12 protein-coding genes are annotated in these 19,406 nt (G+C 39.8%); 9 read left to right on the top strand and 3 right to left on the bottom strand.

The genetic code is table 11. The features are described from left to right. Window positions 1-153 precede the first annotated feature (153 nt). From L6471_RS13590 to L6471_RS13550, 9 genes are all read left to right on the top strand, one after another. The gene (locus tag L6471_RS13590) at window positions 154-3,369 is read left to right on the top strand and encodes a SusC/RagA family TonB-linked outer membrane protein (protein WP_027453184.1); all 3,216 of its coding nucleotides are present in this window, start codon (window positions 154-156) and stop codon (window positions 3,367-3,369) included. Window positions 3,370-3,390: 21 nt separating this feature from the next. Next, complete coding sequence (locus tag L6471_RS13585) at window positions 3,391-5,127, top strand: RagB/SusD family nutrient uptake outer membrane protein (protein ID WP_237797446.1); 1,737 nt, start codon at window positions 3,391-3,393, stop codon at window positions 5,125-5,127. A gap of 119 nt (window positions 5,128-5,246) precedes the next feature. Beyond that, window positions 5,247-5,687: a DUF6078 family protein gene (locus L6471_RS13580; protein WP_027453182.1), complete on the top strand. Its 441-nt coding sequence runs from the start codon at window positions 5,247-5,249 to the stop codon at window positions 5,685-5,687. Window positions 5,688-6,098: 411 nt separating this feature from the next. Further along, window positions 6,099-9,260: a SusC/RagA family TonB-linked outer membrane protein gene (locus tag L6471_RS13575; RefSeq protein ID WP_094448258.1), complete on the top strand. Its 3,162-nt coding sequence runs from the start codon at window positions 6,099-6,101 to the stop codon at window positions 9,258-9,260. 34 nt (window positions 9,261-9,294) lie between these two features. Further along, window positions 9,295-10,788, top strand: a complete 1,494-nt coding sequence (locus L6471_RS13570; protein WP_237797445.1) for a SusD/RagB family nutrient-binding outer membrane lipoprotein — start codon at window positions 9,295-9,297, stop codon at window positions 10,786-10,788. 591 nt (window positions 10,789-11,379) lie between these two features. Beyond that, complete coding sequence (locus tag L6471_RS13565) at window positions 11,380-12,576, top strand: SGNH/GDSL hydrolase family protein (protein ID WP_074614392.1); 1,197 nt, start codon at window positions 11,380-11,382, stop codon at window positions 12,574-12,576. Window positions 12,577-12,663: 87 nt separating this feature from the next. Further along, window positions 12,664-14,184, top strand: coding sequence for a 2,3-bisphosphoglycerate-independent phosphoglycerate mutase (gene gpmI, locus L6471_RS13560; RefSeq protein ID WP_006281611.1), 1,521 nt, complete (start codon window positions 12,664-12,666; stop codon window positions 14,182-14,184). 7 nt (window positions 14,185-14,191) lie between these two features. Further along, entirely contained in the window at window positions 14,192-14,857 is a 666-nt protein-coding gene (gene ung, locus L6471_RS13555) for a uracil-DNA glycosylase (RefSeq protein WP_006281610.1), read from the top strand. A gap of 51 nt (window positions 14,858-14,908) precedes the next feature. Next, complete coding sequence (locus L6471_RS13550; RefSeq protein WP_006281609.1) at window positions 14,909-15,517, top strand: DUF3109 family protein; 609 nt, start codon at window positions 14,909-14,911, stop codon at window positions 15,515-15,517. A gap of 4 nt (window positions 15,518-15,521) precedes the next feature. Here the strand turns inward: L6471_RS13550 and L6471_RS13545 are convergent, their stop codons facing one another. From L6471_RS13545 to gyrB, 3 genes are read right to left on the bottom strand one after another with little or no spacing between them, the layout of a single operon-like run. After that, a complete protein-coding gene (locus L6471_RS13545) occupies window positions 15,522-16,406 on the bottom strand; it encodes a helix-turn-helix domain-containing protein (RefSeq protein WP_006281608.1) in 885 nt (294 codons plus the stop codon). 29 nt (window positions 16,407-16,435) lie between these two features. Further along, window positions 16,436-17,356 (bottom strand): alpha-L-rhamnosidase N-terminal domain-containing protein, encoded by a 921-nt coding sequence (locus tag L6471_RS13540; RefSeq protein ID WP_039869706.1) that lies wholly within the window; start codon window positions 17,354-17,356, stop codon window positions 16,436-16,438. Window positions 17,357-17,414: 58 nt separating this feature from the next. After that, window positions 17,415-19,391 carry a DNA topoisomerase (ATP-hydrolyzing) subunit B gene (gene gyrB, locus L6471_RS13535; protein ID WP_094448255.1) on the bottom strand — a complete coding sequence of 659 codons (1,977 nt, stop codon included), beginning with the start codon at window positions 19,389-19,391 and terminating at the stop codon, window positions 17,415-17,417. Between the last annotated feature and the right edge of the window lie 15 nt (window positions 19,392-19,406).

The raw sequence follows: 19,406 nt of genomic DNA, 5'->3' as shown, positions 1-19,406 counted from the left end.
AATTGTATCTTGAAATGTAGTGTACGACAATATGATACGAGCTGTTTTTTGTGAGAGAAATTAGCAGGATTTTATGAGAATAAATTAGTGTTATATGTCGCAGAAAGAAATTATAACTATAAACATTTTAATTAAAAAAATCGAGAGGGATTTATGGAAAAAAGACTAAAGATGGTTTTAGCTGGTCTTGTCCTGTCTGCAGGGATGGCTATGGCTCAAACACAAATTAGTGGTACAGTGATCTCTGCTGAAGATGGACAGCCTGTTATTGGTGCGTCTGTAAAAGTAGTAGGCACAAAAATGGGTACAGTTACCGATATTGATGGTAACTTTTCTTTGAATGCTCCTGCAGGTTCTAAGTTGGAGATTTCATACATAGGTATGACATCTCAAACAGTTACCTCAAAGGGTGGTAAGCTTAATGTGAATCTTCAGCCTGATCGTCAGAATCTTGATGAGGTTGTAGTTGTAGCTTACGGTACAGCGAAACGCCAGAGTATTACTGGTGCAATCTCAGTTGTTGATGGTAAAAAGATTGAAGACCGTATTGGTACATCAGTAACCGGTGCTCTTGAGGGTAGTGCTCCTGGTATTCAGGTGAACAACTCATATGGTGAGCCAGGTGCTGAGCCTACTATTCATATTCGTGGTGTCGGAACCTTGGTTAATAATGGTACTAGTCATAATTCCGATGGTGTTCGTAATGCAGACCAGCCTCTTTATATCGTTGATGGTACTCCTTACGAAGGAAAGATCTCAGAGTTGAATGCTGCCGATATCGAGAGTATGTCAGTTTTGAAGGATGCTTCTTCAGCAGCTTTGTATGGTAACCGTGCTGCAAATGGTGTAGTCTTGATTACTACTAAGCATGCAAAGTCTTCTAAACCAACAGTAACTCTTAATATTAATCAGGGTATTTATCAGCGTGGTATTCCAGAATACGAACGTTTGGGTGCAAACCAGTGGATGGAAGCTTCTTGGAAAGCGATGAAGAACTATGTTATGGATGTAGCTGGTTATTCAGAAGCTCAAGCAGCAGCTTATGCAACTAATAATTTAGTTGGCGACTTTGCCCGTAAGAATATCTATAACGAGGCTGATAATGCTTTGTTTGATGAAAATGGTAAATTGATCGGTACTTTGAATCCTAATTATACCGATTTAGACTGGAATGATATCGTAGAACGTACTGGTTATCGTCAGGAGTATACCGCTACAGCAAGTGCTTCTAGCGAAAAATTCAATGTATATACTTCTGTTGGTTACTTGAATGAGAAGGGTTACATCCAGAACTCAGCGTTCGAGCGTTTTACTGGTCGTATTAATGCCAGATACGATGCAACGAGTTGGTTGCAGGTTGGTTTGAACCTCTCTGGTGTTTCTTCAAACCGTGACTTTAACTCAAATGCTTCAGGTAGTGCTTATGCTAACCCATTTAACGTAGCTCGTTATATGGCTCCTGTTTATTCTTATTACAAACATAATGCAGATGGTACCTATGCACTTGATGCAAATGGTAACAAGCAGTGGGATACAGAGTCTTCATATTTGAGCAACCGTAACATCGGTTACGAAATTCGTACAGATAAAGATCGTACAAGACGTAACGCTATCGATGCTACAGGTTTTGCTAAGATTAAGTTGCCTTATGGTTTTGGAATCTCTTTGACCAGCAACTTAAATACAACAACATCAAACCGTCAGAGGTATAATAACCCTAACATCGGTGATGGTGCTGCCAACAATGGTCGTCTTTCAGAATATGATTATAACTATGAAAAGAAGACTGGTCAGGAACTTCTCACTTGGAATCATGATTTCGACAAGCATAACGTTGACGTCATGCTTGGACATGAAAATAATGGTTGGAGACGTAAGTCTCATGAAGTGATGAATACGAATGCTGCTATTGATGGTCTCTTGTCATTGAGTAACTTTGTAACAAACTCTTCTACTGAAGGTTATACTTACGAGTATAAGACAGAATCTTATATGGGTCGAGTACGTTACAATTATGATTCTAAATATTTTGCAGATTTCTCTTATCGTCGTGATGGTTCATCTAAGTTTAAGGATGGTCATCGCTGGGGTGATTTCTTCTCTTTCGGTGCTAACTGGAATATGAAGAAAGAGAATTTCATGAAAGATGTAAAATGGGTAGATGCTCTTCGTCTTCGTGCTTCATATGGTGAAGTAGGTAATGATATGGCTGTAGATTACTATGGTTATCAGGGTCTTTACTACATCACTAAAAATGGTGATAACCCAGCATTGGTTCGCCAGAAATTAGCTGCCGATGATATTAAGTGGGAAACTACTCAGACTGTTGATTTTGGCGTAGAGGGTACACTCTTTGATCGTTTGAACTTCAGTATTGGTTACTATGACAAGCGTTCTAAGGATCTTTTGTTTGAAGTTCGTATGCCTTTGTCTGCAGGTTCATTCCCTTATGACAGCAATATTGCTAATATGACACTGTATAAGAACATTGGTACTCTTTCTAACCGTGGTTTTGAGTTCTCTTTCAACGGTGATGTCGTAAGAGGTAAGAACTGGACATGGAATTTAGCACTTGATGCAACTACTTTGAGCAACAAGGTTATTTCTCTTCCAGATCACAAGGACATCCTTCATGGTCAGCAGAACTATTCAGAGGGTCATTCTGCTTATGAGTGGTATACTTATCACTTCGAGGGTGTAGATCAGATGACAGGTAACTCTTTGTATACTTTGAATACATCACTTGAGTCTACTGCAGCTGCAGACGGTGCATTGGTTGAAATCAATGGTAAGAAGTATACTACTTCTACAGCTTATGCTGCACGTGTATGGGCAGGTACAGCACTCCCATCTGTATACGGATCATTTGCTTCTAACTTGTCTTGGAAAGACCTTTCTTTGAATCTTCTTTTCTCTTATAGCCTTGGTGGTAAGACTTACGATGCAACATATCAGAGTTTGATGTCAACATCATCAGCTTCTTCAGCATCAGCTCTTCATGAAGATGTGTTGAAGTCATGGAATGGTGTGCCAGCTGGTATGACAGAAACTTCTGCTAACCGTATTGATCCAAATGGCATCCCAGTATTGAACTTCAATCGTAGTACAGATACTAATGCTACTAGTGACCGTTGGTTGACAAGTTCTTCTTATTTGATTTTGAAGAATATTACATTGGGTTATAATTTGCCAAAGGCTCTTGTTTCAAAGTGGGGTCTTCAGGGTGTTTACGCAAAGGCTGGTGTTGAAAACCTCTTCACCCTTACTTCACGCAAGGGTCTGAACCCTCAGTCTTCATTCACAGGTTCTACAGATGATACTTATGTATCAGCTCGTGTATTTAACTTCAGCTTGCAGTTCACTTTCTAATAGGTAAAAGCAATTATTATAATGAAAAAGTATATTAATAAAATATTTTCAGGTGTAGTGCTGACTTCAGCACTTATCCTGTCATCTTGTGGCAGTGATTATCTGAATGTCTCTCCATCTGAGTCAGTTGAAACTGATCAGGTATATGAAACAACAACTGGTCTTCGTAGTGCCCTTAATGGTATTGCTAAAGAGATGACCACACAGCAGTATTATTATGGTTCTCCTTTTGTAGGTGAGAGTGGTATTATTCGCCTCTATGAGAATTTGCCAAGCCAGAACTATAATTATAACTACTATGCTTCTGGTTGGTCACCTCTCCATAATCAGACCTTCCACCTTCGTGGTACATCTATCTATGATAGCTATGCTTGGGCATATTACTATCAGCTTATTGTTTCAGCCAATGCTATTATCAATCATGCTGATGATGCCGAGGGTACTGAAGACGATAAGAAGTTTGTGAAAGCTTCTGCACTTGCTTTCCGTGCATTTGCTTATGAGAAATTGATTCATTATTATTGCTACCGTTGGCAGGATAGTAACAATGGTGCTAGTCGTGGACTTCCTTTGCGTCTAGATGAGTCTACCAATGAAATTGCAGCTTCTACTTTGGCTGAAACTTATCAGCAGATCTACAAAGATCTAGATGAGTCAATTTCACTTTTTGGCTCAACTAAATCTAATCGCAATGCAAGTGAGGTTTGGATACCTAATGTAAATGTTGCACATGCTGTATATGCTCGTGCTGCATTGACCAAACAAGATTATAGTAAGGCTTTAGAGCAGGCTAAGTTGGCTCGTGAAGGTTTTGAGTTGATGTCAAGAAGTGATTATCAGCAGGGCTTCTGTGATCCTACTAGCGAATGGATCTTTGGTAGCTATGGTAGTACAGCTGAGAATAACTGGTATTGGGCTTTTGGTACCCAGGGCGCATGTAATGGTTACTATGCTACAACTCAGCCTACTGGTGCTGGTACTATTGGCCATGAGCTCATCGAGCGTATTCCAGATAATGATGTACGTAAGCAGATTTTTATTACAGAGGATAAAGTATTCCCTGAGTTCTCAGAGAAGTTGACTTTGGCTAAGGAAAAATTGGCTGAAGCTAGAAAATCAGGTTCTGCAGATTCTGCAGCTTTGAAAGCTTTGATCGCTGATTCTACCAAGTGGGCTGCTACTATCAATGCAGGTGTAAATCAAACTTATGGTATCATCGGCATGGGTTCAGGTGAGGCTTATGACAAGGCATGGGAATCTGCTGATTCTGTTATCAAGGCTCATAATGTAAAGGGTAAGTCTGCAGCTTATCAGTCAGAATATTATTACCTTGATGGTCAGATGAAGTTCTGGGTAAACGATCAGCCTGGTGTTGGTTATGTACCATTTATCCGTTCAAGCGAAATGTATCTTATCGAGGCAGAGGCAAACTATTTCTTGGGTAATGAAGCAGCTGCCAAGAGTGCTTTAGAGGCTCTTAACGTGGTAAGAAATCCAGAGTACACTTGCAATAAGACTGGTAAGGAACTCTTCAATGAAATCAAAGACTATCGTGAGGTTGAACTTTGGGGTGAAGGTTTCGCATGGAGCGACTATAAGCGCTGGAATATTCCTGTAGTTCGTCACAGTTTTGCTCAGGGTGGTAATGCCCATACTGCAGTTGCTGTAACGGTTACTCCAGAGTCTGGTAATAAGTGGACTTGGGTTGTTCCTAATGGTGAGGTCGATTACAACTCATTAATCAAGAATCAGGAATAATTTTTGCGTAGCAAATTCGTTATTCAATATATGGAGTGTCATAAGTTTATCTTATGGCACTCTTTTTTTACATAAAATCTTCTATATATAAGGAGTAAGTAAAACTCACAAATCATATCATGGATAAGAAATTGAAATTTACATTTGACATGGTGCCACCATCGTGGCCTTTATGTTTCGTTCAAGACTGTCCAATGGCTACAGCCTGTATTAGTCATTTAGCAGGGGAGCATGTTCCTGCTAACGTATCCTTTGGTCCTGCTGTTTATCCTACAGCACTTCATGATGGGCATTGTGTACATTTCAAGCAGATACGTATTATGCGTGGTGCCTGGGGCATGAATGAACTCTTCCGACAGTTAACACGAGCGGATAGTGCTACTTTGCATAGGCGAGTGAAGGCTTATCTTGGGGGGAATGGTACTTATTATCGCTATAATAGGGGAGAGCGAGTGCTTACTCCTAATCAGCAGGAGAATATCCTTGCGATGTTTAAAAACTTTGGGTATACGAAATGTCTAGAGTTTGATCATTACCAAGATGTATATGACTTTTCCTAAGTTGTAGCTATCCTTGATTTGAAAACCTTAATTTATCCTCCCATCCTCCATCTTGATGTAGAGTGAGAAGAACAAATCATCTTATTACCATTATGTGGTAATGTCGTTACCAATCTTTGGTAACGTTGTTACCACATATTGGTAATCATGTTACCAAAGGTTGGTAATTGTTATTTGTACCATGCGTTTGGTGTGAATAAGTAGTAAAATTTACATAAAAATAGCGTTTTACCTATTAGATTATTACTTTTTTATTCAGAATAGTAACTTTTTGGTTATAAAATTTGTTTAAATTTAAAAAATAATATAACTTTGCACCCAATAAGAGGGAAATATTTTATTTAAGATATTTTGATTTGTACAGATTAAATTTTTCGTATTTATTATAACTTTAAAACAGAGAGAGATTTTATGGAAAAAAGACTCATGACTTTTTTCGCCTGCTTATTCCTTAGTTTAGGAATGGCTTTGGCTCAGACACAAGCCTCAGGTACCGTACTTTCTAGTGAAGATGGAGAACCCGTTGTTGGTGCTTCACTGAAGATTGTGGGTACTAAAATAGGTGCAGTGACCGATATCGATGGTCACTTCTCAGTTGTTGTGCCTACAGGTAGCAAACTTGAAGTATCTTACTTAGGTATGATTACTAAGGTGGTTTCTGCTTCTAGTAACATGACCATCAAACTTGATCCAGACAATAAAGTGTTGGATGAAGTTGTAGTTACAGCTATGGGTGTTTCACGCGACAAGAAAGCCTTAGGCTATGCTGCTCAGTCATTGAATGCCAGCGAATTGAACAAGGCTGGTACATCTTCTTTGGCAAGTGCCATGCAAGGTAAACTTACTGGTGTTGATATTCGTACTTCATCAGGTGCACCTGGTGCTTCTGCCCAGATTACAATTCGTGGTGCACGTTCTTTCGATGGTAACAATACTCCATTGTATGTAGTTGATGGTATGCCTATTTCTTCTCAGGCTGACTATAGTACTGGTAACTCTGTAACCGGTGCTGACCAGGCAAGTCGAACTATTGATATCAACCCAGAGGATATAGAGTCTATCAATATCTTGAAGGGTCAGGCAGCTTCTGCTCTTTATGGTATTCGTGCTTCTAATGGTGTTGTTTTGATTACTACTAAGCGTGGTCACAAGCAGTCTAACAAGCCAGTGATTACTTTCTCTACAGATTTGAGTGCTCAGACTGTTAGCCGTAAGTTCAAACATCAGGATGTTTATGCTCAGGGTAACAGTATAGATGCATATAATCCAAACTCTTCAATGACATGGGGACCTAAGATTAGCGAATTGGCTAATGACCCAACTTATGGTGGTAATACTAATAATAAGTATACCAATGGTGATTTGACTTCACATGCTGGTCAGTACTATAATCCTAAATATGCATCTGCCGGTTTAGATGGTTGGACTACTCCTCAGACTTATGATAATGTAAGTGATTTCTTCAGAACTGGTTTCACCCAGAACTCTACCTTCAACATCTCTCAAATGAAAAATGATGTAAGCTACTCATTTAGTATCAGCGATACTTATCAGAATGGTATCATCCCTTCTACAGGTATGACCCGTACTGGTGCTCGTGGTGCTGTAGACTGGAAGGTGAACGATCAGTGGAAGACGGGTTTCTCTGCTAACTATAGTGCAGTGAAGATTACCTCTGCTCCTGGTGCTAACAATGGTATTATGAACGTGGTTTACTCTGCTCCTGCTGAGTATAATTTGAAGGGTACTCCTTACAGTGTTCCTGGTGACCCTACCAGTCAGGTCTTATTCCGTAGTACTACATTTAATAACCCATACTGGTGGGCTGACAATGATGAGTTCTCTCAGCACACCAACCGTGTATTTGGTAATGCATACGCAGAGTATCGCCCTAAGTTCAATTGGGATACAGATAAATATAACCTCGTTTTCCGTGAGCAGGCTGGTATTGATGTCTATACTACCAACAACAGTACTGTAGCTGAAATCGGTTCTGCTTATAACAATAAGGGTGAAGTAGAGAACTATGGTGTTCAAGTTAATATCTTCAACAACTTGTTTACTGCTAATTTCACAGCTAAGTGGGGTGCAGATAAAGAATGGGATTTCGGTTTCTTGCTCGGTAACGAGTTCAACCACGAAAGCAAGCGCTATTGGGATTACGATGGTTCAGGTTTGGCTTTCTATGGTCAGCCAGTTATTGGTAACACCACTTCTATCGATATTCATTCAGAATACAACCATCAGGAACGTACCGTTGGTACTTTTGGTCAACTCTCTTTATCTTGGAAGAATATGTTGTTCTTCACAACAACAGGACGTAACGATATTGTTTCTACTATGCCACGTGGCAACCGTTCTTTCTTCTATCCATCTGTATCATTGGGTTGGATTTTCACAGAGATTCCTGCTTTAAAGAGTGATTTCCTCTCTTATGGTAAATTGCGTACCTCTTATGCTCAGGTAGGCCAGGCTGGTCAGTTCTACAGTAACTATATGTATGTACCTTCTTATGGTAGTGGTATGTATATCTATACTCCTATTTCTTATCCTCTTGGTGGTGCAACGGCTTATTCTCCTTACTATGTCAAGTTTGATGAGAATTTGAAGCCACAGAATACTTCTAACTGGGAAATGGGCCTCGACTTAGGTCTCCTCAAGAATAGAGTAAAGGTAGAATACACCTTGAGTTATCAGGATGTAAAAGATCAGATCTTTGATGTTCCTACTGCTGGTTCTACAGGCTATCAGTATCTTCGTACCAACGCTGGTCGTATGACAACATGGGCTCACGAGCTTTCTGTTAAGGCTGCTATTGTAGAAAGTAAGGATTGGAATGTTGACTTAGGTGTTAACTTTACTTCAGTAAACAACAAGGTTAAGGAACTCGCTGAGGGTGTAGAAAGTATCATGTTAGGTGGTTTCGTAGAGCCACAGATACGTGCTCAGGCAGGTTACACCTATCCTAATATCTATGGTTACGCATTCAAGCGTGCAGAAGATGGTCAGTTACTCCTCGTAGATGGTCTTCCACAGGCTACTTCTGCCAGTGTAAACCTGGGTGAATGTACTCCAGACTTTAACATGGGCTTCAACCTGAATGTAAACTACAAGCGTTTGAATCTTGCTGCTACATTGGATTGGCAGAAAGGTGGTCGCATGTACAACGGTACTATCTTGACCATGAATTATTTCGGTGCAACAGAAGAATCTCTTCCTTACCATGAAGGTACTATGGTAGCTGAGGGTATCGATGAGGCAACTGGTCAGAAGAATACCGTGGAGGTAAGCAAACAGGAATACTACCAAGCTTACAACGAGGTTACTGAAGCAGGTATCTTCGATACAAGTTATTTGAAACTTCGCGACTTAACCTTGTCATACAATTTGCCTAAGTTCGCTGGTATTGATATGTCTGTATATGCTTTCGCAAGAAACATTCTGTTGTGGTCTAAGATGCCTAACCTTGATCCTGAAAGTTCACAGGGTAATGGTAATATGAGTGGTTATTTCGAGCGTTTCTCTGTACCTAACACTTCAAGCTTTGGTGGTGGTTTCAGAATTACATTCTAATTAAATTTATCAATTAAGAGAAAGGATTTCAATTATGAAAAAAATATATATGCTCGGATTTGCACTGGCTCTTTTCGGACTTGTTTCTTGTTCTGAAAACCAGTTGGATTCCATTAATAAGGATGAGGCTCACTCTGGTGTGGACATCGTGAATGCTAAGTTCCAGATCACAGAGGCTGAAACTTCTACCGTTTACTCTTTGCTTTGTGGAAACTACGCTTGGTATGTTTCTTCATATACAGAGCAACTCTTTGGTACAGGTAATAACCAGTTGAAGAACGTAGAGCTTCGTCATGCTTCAGAATTGGCAGGTAGTTCCGTATTCAACAATGAGTGGAACTCTACTTATACTAGTTTGAATAACATCGTTAATATCCGTAAGAAAGCTACAGACGGTATCAATGCTGGTCATAGTGATGTAATGGGTATGGCAGAAGTGCTTGAGGCTATCAATTGGGGTGTTTTGACCGACCTTCATGGAGATATCCCTTATTCTGAGGCTTTTGGCGAAGTTGCAGCTCCTAAAATAGACAGCCAAAAAGATGTATATGACCATATTTTTAGTCTGCTTGATGATGCTATTGTTAATCTGGCTAAGGGTGGTTCTGAAGTTGGTTCTCAAGATATTCTTTTTGGTGGTAAGACTGCGAAATGGTTGGGCTTGGCTCACGCAGTTAAGGCTCGCTACTTGCTCCATACCTATGGTGTAAACAAAACTGATGATTTGCTGAAACAGGTTCTTGCAGAAGCTAATGCAGCTGTAGAGGCAGGTTTTGATGGTTGCAGTTTGAATGTATTCAATGGTGTAACAGCCGATAATTCTTGGTCTGCTTATTGGTGGAGCCGTTATTATATTGGAAGTTCAACAACTGTTGGCAACTTGATGAAGGACCGTAATGACCCTCGTTATGCACTGTATAACTTCAATATGTTTGAAAATGATGTAATCGCTACACCAGGTGATGACAAAATGGCTCAGGAGACAAAATATGTAAATGCTCCTGCGTGGTTGGAGAATGGTGCAGCTTCTTTACACATCTTCAGCAAGTCAGAGCTTTACTTTATCCTCGCAGAGGTTAAGGCTCGTTTAGGTCAGGATGCTACTGCAGATTTTGAAACAGCTGTTACTGCTTCTATGGAAGATTATTCTGACGCTTGTAGCCCTGTAACAGAAACAACAATCTCTGATTCTGAGATTGCAGACTATCTTGTAGCAGAGAAGGTACTTTTTACAGCTAATCCTCTGAAGGAGATTTTTGTTCAGAAGTATTTGGCTCAGACTCGTGATGAGCAGTTGGAAACCTACAATGATATGCGTCGTTGTAGTTATGTAGATGGCAGCTATGCTGTTACCATGACTAACTCTAAGAATACACAGGGTGGTTTCAACCGTTGGCCTTTACGTTTGCCTTATGGTGACAGTGACGTGGTTTCTAATCCTAATGTTGCTGCTGCATTCGGCACTGGTAATGATGCTGGTAACTATGTATTTACAGAACCAGTATGGTGGGCTGGTGGCAATCGTTAATAAAAATAACAATACTCTCGATATTTAGGGCTGACCTTTAGGTTAGCCCTTTTTTGTACAAAATTGCTATAATACTTTCAGAATAGAAGCATAAATGTTCAATAAAACAATAATATGAAAGAAAAATAAGTAAAAAAGTTGCTTTTTGATTATATTTTTTGGGTAATTTCAAAAATATTAATATCTTTGCACTCAATAAGAAAACAAAATACTTACAGAGAGAGAATTCAAAATTTATCTATTTATAAGAGTGATGTTCGTAAATTACCAATAAAACAAGTTCATAGTTATACCATTTTCTGGGATTGAAAGTGGAGAAGTCGTATCATGTGTTCAGAGTCTGCTTCTTCAAGAAGCACGCTAAATACTTCTAAAGACGACTATGTTTTTAAGTACACTACATTACAAATACATAAAAACAACACAGATTGCAGCAGTTGTAATCTGTAAGTTGTTATATAAGGAAATATGGTTAATCTTCTATGATTAACTAATTTCTCTCTCGACACGGGCTAGCAGGCGTGCTAGCCCTTAATTTATCTATAAACAGTCGCACATAATCGCAAAAAAAGAAGTAACTTTGCATATATTATGAAAAGAATATTATTAGCTTGGTTTTTGTTGTGTGCCCTGTTTACTCAGGCACGGGTTAAGACGACTATTGATGAACATTGGGTAGGTACTTGGGCAACGGCTCAGCAGATACCTGTAAAATCGTATATGCCATACAATAATGACATGTCTAATCGTTCGGTTCGTCAGATCGTTAAAGTCTCAATAGGTGGTGATATGATTCGCCTTCAATTGTCAAATGAATTAAGTTCTGAACCGGTATATATACGTTCCGTATATGTTGCTACTTCTGTAGATTCTTTTACGATTCTGCCAAAGACGGCAAAATATCTAAAGTTTGGTAATCAGTATAAGGCTGTTATTCCTGCAGGTAAGACTTTAACAAGTGATGCTTTGCTCTTTAAACTGGTCCCATTGCAAAAACTGGCTATTACCATCAATTACACGAAAGCTCCTTCTAAACCTACGGTACACATGGGGTCTCGTACTACTTCTTATATCATGAAGGGTGTAACCAATGCGCACAGCAATTTTGCACCATCTTTTCGCGAAAATCACTGGTTTAATATCTCGGCCATAGATGTCTATTCTACCAAAGCTCATGCTATCGGTATTATTGGCAATTCGATTACAGACGGAAAGGGTAGTACCGATAATGCGCAAAATCGCTGGCCGGATATGCTTTCTGAATATCTACAGTTAAAACATAAAGTAGATAACGTGGGTATTCTGAATATGGGCATTGGTAATAATCGTGTAGCTACTACCGGTGGCTTCGGAACAATGGCCAAGTTGCGCTTCAATCGTGATATTTTAGAGCAGCAGGGCTTAGAGAGCGTGGTGATCTTTGAGGGGGTGAATGATATCGGCAATAGCAAAGGTAATAGTGAGGCTGTAGCGGCGTTGCTTATTGCTACCTACGAAGAAATGATTAAAAAATGCAAAGCCCGTAAACTGAAAGTGTATCTAGGTACCATAACTCCGTTTAAGGGAGCTGGCTACTATTCTCCATTCCACGAGGCCGCCCGACTTACGGTGAACGAATGGATAAGAAGTCAGAGAGGTAAGGTGGATGGTATACTCGATTTCGACGAACTGCTACGCGATCCGGTAGAGACCGACAGAATGATGAAAAACTATCAGAGTGACTGGCTACATCCGAATGCAGAAGGCTATAAACTGATGGGACAGTATGCTGCAGAAATTCTGCGATAGAAAACAGGCGTTTTGTTTCGCTATTTGAGTGATTATTGTTAATTTTGCACGAAAATAAAATCTTAAGATAATAATTTTTATATAGTTATGGCAAAGAAAGCTTTATTGATGATTCTCGATGGATGGGGAATCGGTAACAACGGTGCTGGTGACGTTATCTTCAGAACTCCTACTCCTTATTTGGATTATCTGAATGCAGTATCAGCTCATTCTGAACTCCAGGCTTCTGGTGAGAACGTAGGTCTTCCTGACGGACAGATGGGTAACTCAGAGGTAGGTCACTTGAATATCGGTGCAGGTCGTGTAGTATATCAGGACCTCGTGAAGATCAACAAGGCTTGTGAAAGCGGTGATATCCTTAAGAATAAGGGTGTTGTAGAGGCTTTCTCTTATGCTAAGGAAACCGGTAAGAAAGTTCACTTGATGGGACTAACTTCTACAGGTGGTGTTCACTCATCTTTAGATCATCTCTTCAAGTTTGTTGAAATTGGCAAGGAATATGGCTTGAAGAATCTCTTCGTACATTGTTTCATGGATGGTCGTGATACAGACCCTAAGAGTGGTAAGGGTTTCATCGAGCAGCTTCAGGCAGTTTGTGAAAAGAACGATGCTAATATCGCTTCTATTATCGGCCGTTTCTATGCTATGGATCGTGATAAGCGTTGGGATCGTGTGAAAGAAGCTTATGACCTGCTCGTTGAGGGTAAGGGTAAGCAAGCTACTGATATGGTTAAAGCTGTAGAGGAAAGCTATGCTGAAGGTGTAACTGATGAGTTTATCAAGGCTATCAATAATGCTAACGTAGATGGTACTATTCAGGAAGGTGATGTTGTTATCTTTATGAACTTCCGTAACGACCGTGCTAAGGAGCTTACTCAGGTGCTTTCTCAAGAAGATCTTACTGCAGAAGGTATGCATACTATTAAGGACTTGAAGTTCTACACCATGACTCCATACGATGCTCACTTTAAGAATGTAACTGTTCTTTTCCCAAAGGAGAATGTTGCAGATACTTTGGGCGAATACTTGAGCAAGTTGGGTAAGAAGCAGCTTCATACTGCAGAGACAGAGAAGTATGCTCACGTAACCTTCTTCTTTAATGGTGGTCGCGAGGAGCCTTATGAGGGTGAGGATCGTATTCTTGTTCCTTCTCCAAAGGTAGCAACATACGATTTGAAGCCAGAAATGAGTGCCTTTGAAGTTAAGGATAAATTGGTAGCTGCTATCAAGGAAGATAAATATGACTTCATCGTAGTTAATTTTGCTAACGGTGATATGGTTGGTCATACAGGTGTATACAATGCGATTGCTAAAGCAGTATATGCTGTAGACCAGTGTGTACGTGAGGTTATAGAAGCTGCTAAGTCTACAGGTTATGAGGCAGTGATTATCGCTGATCATGGTAATGCTGATAATGCTATCAACCCTGATGGTACTCCTAACACAGCTCACTCATTGAATCCGGTTCCATTCATTTATGTCACAGACAATAACTCTGCTAAGGTAAAGAATGGTCGTTTGGCAGACGTAGCTCCTTCTATTCTCCATATTATGGGTTTGGAAAAGCCTGCTGATATGACAGGTGAAAATCTGATTGAAGATAAATAATCAAGATATGAACGTAAAGATTGAAGACAGTTGGAAAGCGCATATTGGTGAAGAATTTGACAAACAATACTTTGTTAATTTGACCAATTATGTTCGTGAGGAGTATTTGCATTATCGTTGTTTTCCTCCAGGCAACAAGATTTTCAATGCCTTCAATCTTTGTCCTTTTGATCAAGTGAAGGTGGTCATTATCGGTCAAGATCCTTATCATGAGATGGGACAGGCTATGGGATTAAGTTTCTCTGTGCCAGAGGGTATCCTTATGCCTCCTTCACTGATTAATATATTCAAAGAGATCCAGATGGACCTTGGTAAGTCGATGCCTGCCAATGGTGATTTGACCAGATGGGCTCAACAAGGTGTACTTCTGCTTAATGCTACTTTAACGGTACGTGAACATCAGGCGAATAGCCATCAAAAATTGGGGTGGAACCAGTTTACGGATGCGGCTATCAAGGCTCTTAACCGTGACCGTGAGCATATCGTATATTTACTCTGGGGAGGATATGCACGAAGCAAAGCGGCTTTAATCGATTCTTCAAAGAATTTAGTATTACAGTCGGTTCATCCCTCGCCATTATCAGCTAACCGTGGAGGTTGGTTTGGTAATCATCATTTTTCTCGTTGTAATGAATACTTGCAACAGCAGGGAGAAACACCTATTGAATGGTAATCGAATGGTAAACCTGAATTCTTATGGTTTACCTTCTTTTTTATATACGCAATGGATAATCAACAACTTCATATTTTACAAGTAGGTAATGTGCTGGTGTCACCAGATATATTTACTGAAAAATTTTGTTGCGATCTGGAAGCCTGTAAGGGGGTATGCTGTATCGAAGGGGATGCAGGTGCTCCGGTAACTATGGATGAGATTGCAGATATCGAGGATGTTTTAGACGATGTATGGGCTGACATGGCAGCTTCTGCTCAATCTGTAGTAGATAAGCAAGGAGTGGCTTATGCAGACCAAGAAGGCGATTTGGTGACTAGTATTGTTCATGGTAAGGACTGCGTCTTTACTTGTTACGAAAATGGTACGTGCCTTTGTTGTTTAGAACGCGCTTTTAGACAGGGTAGAACGAAATTTGTAAAGCCTATTTCGTGTGCATTATATCCAATACGAGAAAAGAATTTTGGTAATAACTTGTATGGTATTAATTATCACAAGTGGAAAATCTGTAAGGATGCTGTTAAAAAGGGTAGAGAACTTAATTTACCTCTTTATAAATTTCTTGAGGGACCTTTAAAACGCAGATTTGGTGAAGAATGGTACCAAGAACTGTTAGATATTGCAGCAGAGCTTAAAAAAGAGGGCTTGATTGATGTATAGAAGGCTAATGGAGCCTTCTATACTCTGTAGGTGACATGCCTACGTGTTCTTTGAAGAACTTTCCAAGAAATGATTGGTTAGCAAAATTCATTTCTAGGGTTATTTCTTTTATGCTTTTTCCAGAGTTTTTGAGTAATACTTTAAGTTCTCTAGTGACGTAATAGTCTATCCATTCATTAGGTGTGCGATGGCTTACCTGTTTGATAATCTCAGATAGATATTTTGGGGTTATACATAGTTTCTGTGCATACCAGCTTACTCGTCTCTCACTTTTGAAATTCTGTTCTACCAAATAAATGAATTTTGCTAGTATAATTTCTCCTCTTGATTGTCGCTTGATATTGATGTGCTGTATGCGATAGATAGCGTTGCTGACATCGTATATCATAGAAGAAATCAGCATTCTGACAGTATCTTTGCGAAAATGATGGTTTTTATTTTGAACTTTCTCTTTGAGCAGTTGAAAGTAGTTAATGATAGCATTAACTTCTTCAGGTTGCAGGCTGAGGATAGGGTGGGTGCGTGAGAATAAAAATAAAGATGAAATCTCATTAACTCCTTCGATGATTTCTTGTAAAAAGTCTTGTGAAAGCATTATTGCAATGCCACTGCAATCTTCAGAAAGTTTATAATCTTCTGTTAATTGTCCTTCGTTGATAATCATCAAGTCATTCGGATGAACAATGAGTTTATCTGTATCTACAATATATTCCGCATGACCTTTTAGGCATAAAGCTAATAGTATGCACCCCATTTTACGACTTTCTGCAGGCAACGGTAATTCGTTGACTTCGTCAAAGAGGATGAGGTCATTTTCAATATATAAATCCTTTTTACTGGCTATTTTTGCAGAAAAAATTGTAATGGGCTCTATTTTATCCAATATCATTTATAAAAGAATCTTATTTTATTTCTCTTTTAATAGAGATAACTATTATGAATATATGGTACGATTTCCAGACCTTCTATAGACTGTATTTGTTCTGGTTTAAAATCGCTGTCACCCGTTATTAATACAGTTTTCTGGGTGTCATAAGTAAATTTTCGGCAAGCTTGTTCATCCATTTCACCTGTACAGATGTAGGTAAGGCCTCCTATTTGGATTTCTTCACCCATTTTGGCCTCCCTTAAGGTAATTCGAATCCAGCCTGTAAATGTTCGACCGAAATCTACGTGAGTACCAAGGTTGTCAGTACTGATATTTACAGGTTCCAGATGCTTTACGATGTGCTGTGATGGATATATGGATGTGTTTAAGATGTACGTAAAGTGAGTTGTATCAGAGGAAGTGCATGGATTTTTCCAATCGAGGTTCCCTGTATCTGTACTTTTCCATAAGGCATTTTTTCTTCTTCCGTCTATATATTCTTCGTTGCCCGGTAAAGTATACATTCCTGTTGTCTTACAGTTCCAGCTTCCATCAGCAAAATGGCTGAATGGTTTGCCATCGTAATCCAAGCCTGAATAACATGCTGATATCTGTTTGTCAGTCTTAATCCCTTCTATAGGTGAATACCATATAGCGATGGTGTTATACTGTTCATCTAAAAAGCGTGTTATGTCGAAACTGATAGCTTGTGCAGTATTGTTAGAATGCGCCATGGATGGTAAAAGAACATCCCTGGATACATTTCTCTCGTTCACAAAGACTTGAAACCGTCCTGTACTGGCAACAGTCAGTGATGCTTGTTGGGGGCGTTTTATCGATCGGTAAGTGTGCTGAAATTGTATTTGCGATGAATCATCAGCTTCTGGATGACAAATCCAGTAACAATTAAATTCTTGAGCCTGTAAGTGTGTAAGTTGTAAAAGTAAAAATAATAGTAATGAAATTCGCATGGGAATGCATAAAAAAATGATAGGCGGACGGAAAGCCGTCCGCCTATATCTATTATTGTTATGCGTCGATATTTGCATAGGTTGCGTTCTGCTCAATAAATTCGCGACGTGGTTCAACATCATCGCCCATAAGCATAGAGAACGTTTCATCAGCTTCTGCTGCATCTTCAATAGTTACCTGCTTCAGTAATCGGCTAGTTGGATCCATTGTCGTTTCCCATAACTGTTCAGGATTCATCTCACCAAGACCTTTGTATCGCTGTGTGTGAATACTCTTGCCATCATCGATACCATTGCCATATTTGTCAATAAATGCTTGTCGTTGTTGGTCTGTATAGCAATATTCACTCACTTTATTCTTGAAAGTACATTTATAGAGCGGTGGAGTAGCTATGTATAAGTGTCCCTCCTCGATAACTTTAGGCATAAAGCGGAAGAATAGTGTCATGATCAGAGTGTCGATGTGAGAACCATCGACATCGGCATCGGTCATGATAATAATCTTGTCATAACGGAGCTTATCGATGTTTGCCTCACGGTCTGCCTCACCTTCTACGCCAAATCGAACACCAATGCTCTGAATGATATTCATAACAGATTCAGCTTCGAATACTCGGTGCCATGGCACTTTTTCAACGTTCAAAATTTTACCGCGTAGTGGAAGGATAGCCTGTGTATAACGGTCACGGCCCTGTTTAGCAGAACCACCAGCCGAATCACCCTCGACAAGGAAAATCTCACATTGTTTTGGGTCTTTGTTAGAACAGTCTGCTAATTTACCAGGAAGACCGCCACCGGTCATTACATTCTTACGCTGAACACTTTCACGTGCTTTTCTAGCTGCGATACGCGCTGTAGCTGCAAGAATCACCTTTTCGCAGATAGCTTTAGCTTCAGAAGGATGTTCTTCAAGATAATCGCTTAATGCTTCTCCTACAGCTTGCTGTACAGCACCAGCAACTTCACTGTTACCAAGTTTGGTCTTAGTCTGACCTTCGAATTGAGGTTCTGCTACTTTGATAGAGATAACAGCAGTTAAACCCTCTCGGAAGTCTTCACCAGCAATTTCAATCTTAGCTTTTTCTATCTGTTTTGAGATAGCAGAATCGTTATCTGCATAAGCTTTCAGCGTTCGAGTAAGTGCAGTACGGAATCCTGTGAGGTGTGTACCACCCTCGATAGTGTTGATATTGTTAACATAAGAGTGAATATTCTCAGAGTAGTCAGTATTGTACATTACGGCTACTTCGATAGGCACACCCTGTTTTTCAGTTTTCAGATAAATAACATCATCGAACAAATGGGTACGATGACGATCGACATAGCGAACGAATTCTTTCAAGCCTTCGACAGCGTGGAATACTTCTTGACGAGTTTTTCCTGTTTCAGCATTTGGACGAAGGTCAGTCAGTGTAATGCGGATACCAGCGTTTAGATAAGCAAGTTCACGCATACGTCGAGCTATGATGTCCCACTGGAATGTTGTTGTTGTGAAAATCGTAGGGTCTGGCCAAAATTGCTGGCGTGTACCACGTTTATCTGTTTCGCCGACAATTTTTACAGGATAAAGAGGCTTACCCTTTTCGTATTCTTGCTGATATATCTTACCGTCGCGAAATACTTGAGACTTCATGTGTGTAGAAAGTGCGTTAACACAACTTACACCTACACCATGGAGACCACCTGATACTTTATATGAACCCTTGTCGAATTTACCTCCAGCGTGTAGAACTGTCATGACAACTTCAAGGGCAGATTTGTGTAATTTCTTATGCTCGTCAACAGGAATACCACGACCATTATCTTCTACAGTAATAGAACCATCTTCGTTAACAGTAACTTGAACGTCTGTACAATAACCAGCCATAGCTTCATCAATAGAGTTGTCTACCGTCTCATTGATCAAGTGATGGAGACCTTTTTCGCTTATGTCTCCAATGTACATAGCAGGACGCTTACGTACAGCTTCAAGTCCTTCTAGAACTTGAATATTACTGGCCGAGTAATTTGCCTCGTTATTCTGATTTTCTGCCATTTGTTTTGATTAGTA

Origin of the sequence: Segatella bryantii, assembly GCF_022024215.1 — a bacterium.
GTDB classification, from domain to species: Bacteria; Bacteroidota; Bacteroidia; order Bacteroidales; family Bacteroidaceae; genus Prevotella; species Prevotella bryantii.
This window is presented reverse-complemented; position numbering and strand designations above follow the sequence as displayed.

Excerpts from the sequence above, each read along its gene's own strand:
- L6471_RS13545 (WP_006281608.1), bottom strand. The coding sequence starts at position 16,406 with ATGATATTGGATAAAATAGAGCCCATTACAATTTTTTCTGCAAAAATA.
- L6471_RS13565 (WP_074614392.1), top strand. The coding sequence starts at position 11,380 with ATGAAAAGAATATTATTAGCTTGGTTTTTGTTGTGTGCCCTGTTTACT.
- L6471_RS13575 (WP_094448258.1), top strand. The coding sequence starts at position 6,099 with ATGGAAAAAAGACTCATGACTTTTTTCGCCTGCTTATTCCTTAGTTTA.
- gpmI (WP_006281611.1), top strand. The coding sequence starts at position 12,664 with ATGGCAAAGAAAGCTTTATTGATGATTCTCGATGGATGGGGAATCGGT.
- L6471_RS13540 (WP_039869706.1), bottom strand. The coding sequence starts at position 17,356 with ATGCGAATTTCATTACTATTATTTTTACTTTTACAACTTACACACTTA.
- L6471_RS13590 (WP_027453184.1), top strand. The coding sequence starts at position 154 with ATGGAAAAAAGACTAAAGATGGTTTTAGCTGGTCTTGTCCTGTCTGCA.
- L6471_RS13570 (WP_237797445.1), top strand. The coding sequence starts at position 9,295 with ATGAAAAAAATATATATGCTCGGATTTGCACTGGCTCTTTTCGGACTT.
- L6471_RS13585 (WP_237797446.1), top strand. The coding sequence starts at position 3,391 with ATGAAAAAGTATATTAATAAAATATTTTCAGGTGTAGTGCTGACTTCA.
- gyrB (WP_094448255.1), bottom strand. The coding sequence starts at position 19,391 with ATGGCAGAAAATCAGAATAACGAGGCAAATTACTCGGCCAGTAATATT.
- L6471_RS13580 (WP_027453182.1), top strand. The coding sequence starts at position 5,247 with ATGGATAAGAAATTGAAATTTACATTTGACATGGTGCCACCATCGTGG.
- L6471_RS13550 (WP_006281609.1), top strand. The coding sequence starts at position 14,909 with ATGGATAATCAACAACTTCATATTTTACAAGTAGGTAATGTGCTGGTG.
- ung (WP_006281610.1), top strand. The coding sequence starts at position 14,192 with ATGAACGTAAAGATTGAAGACAGTTGGAAAGCGCATATTGGTGAAGAA.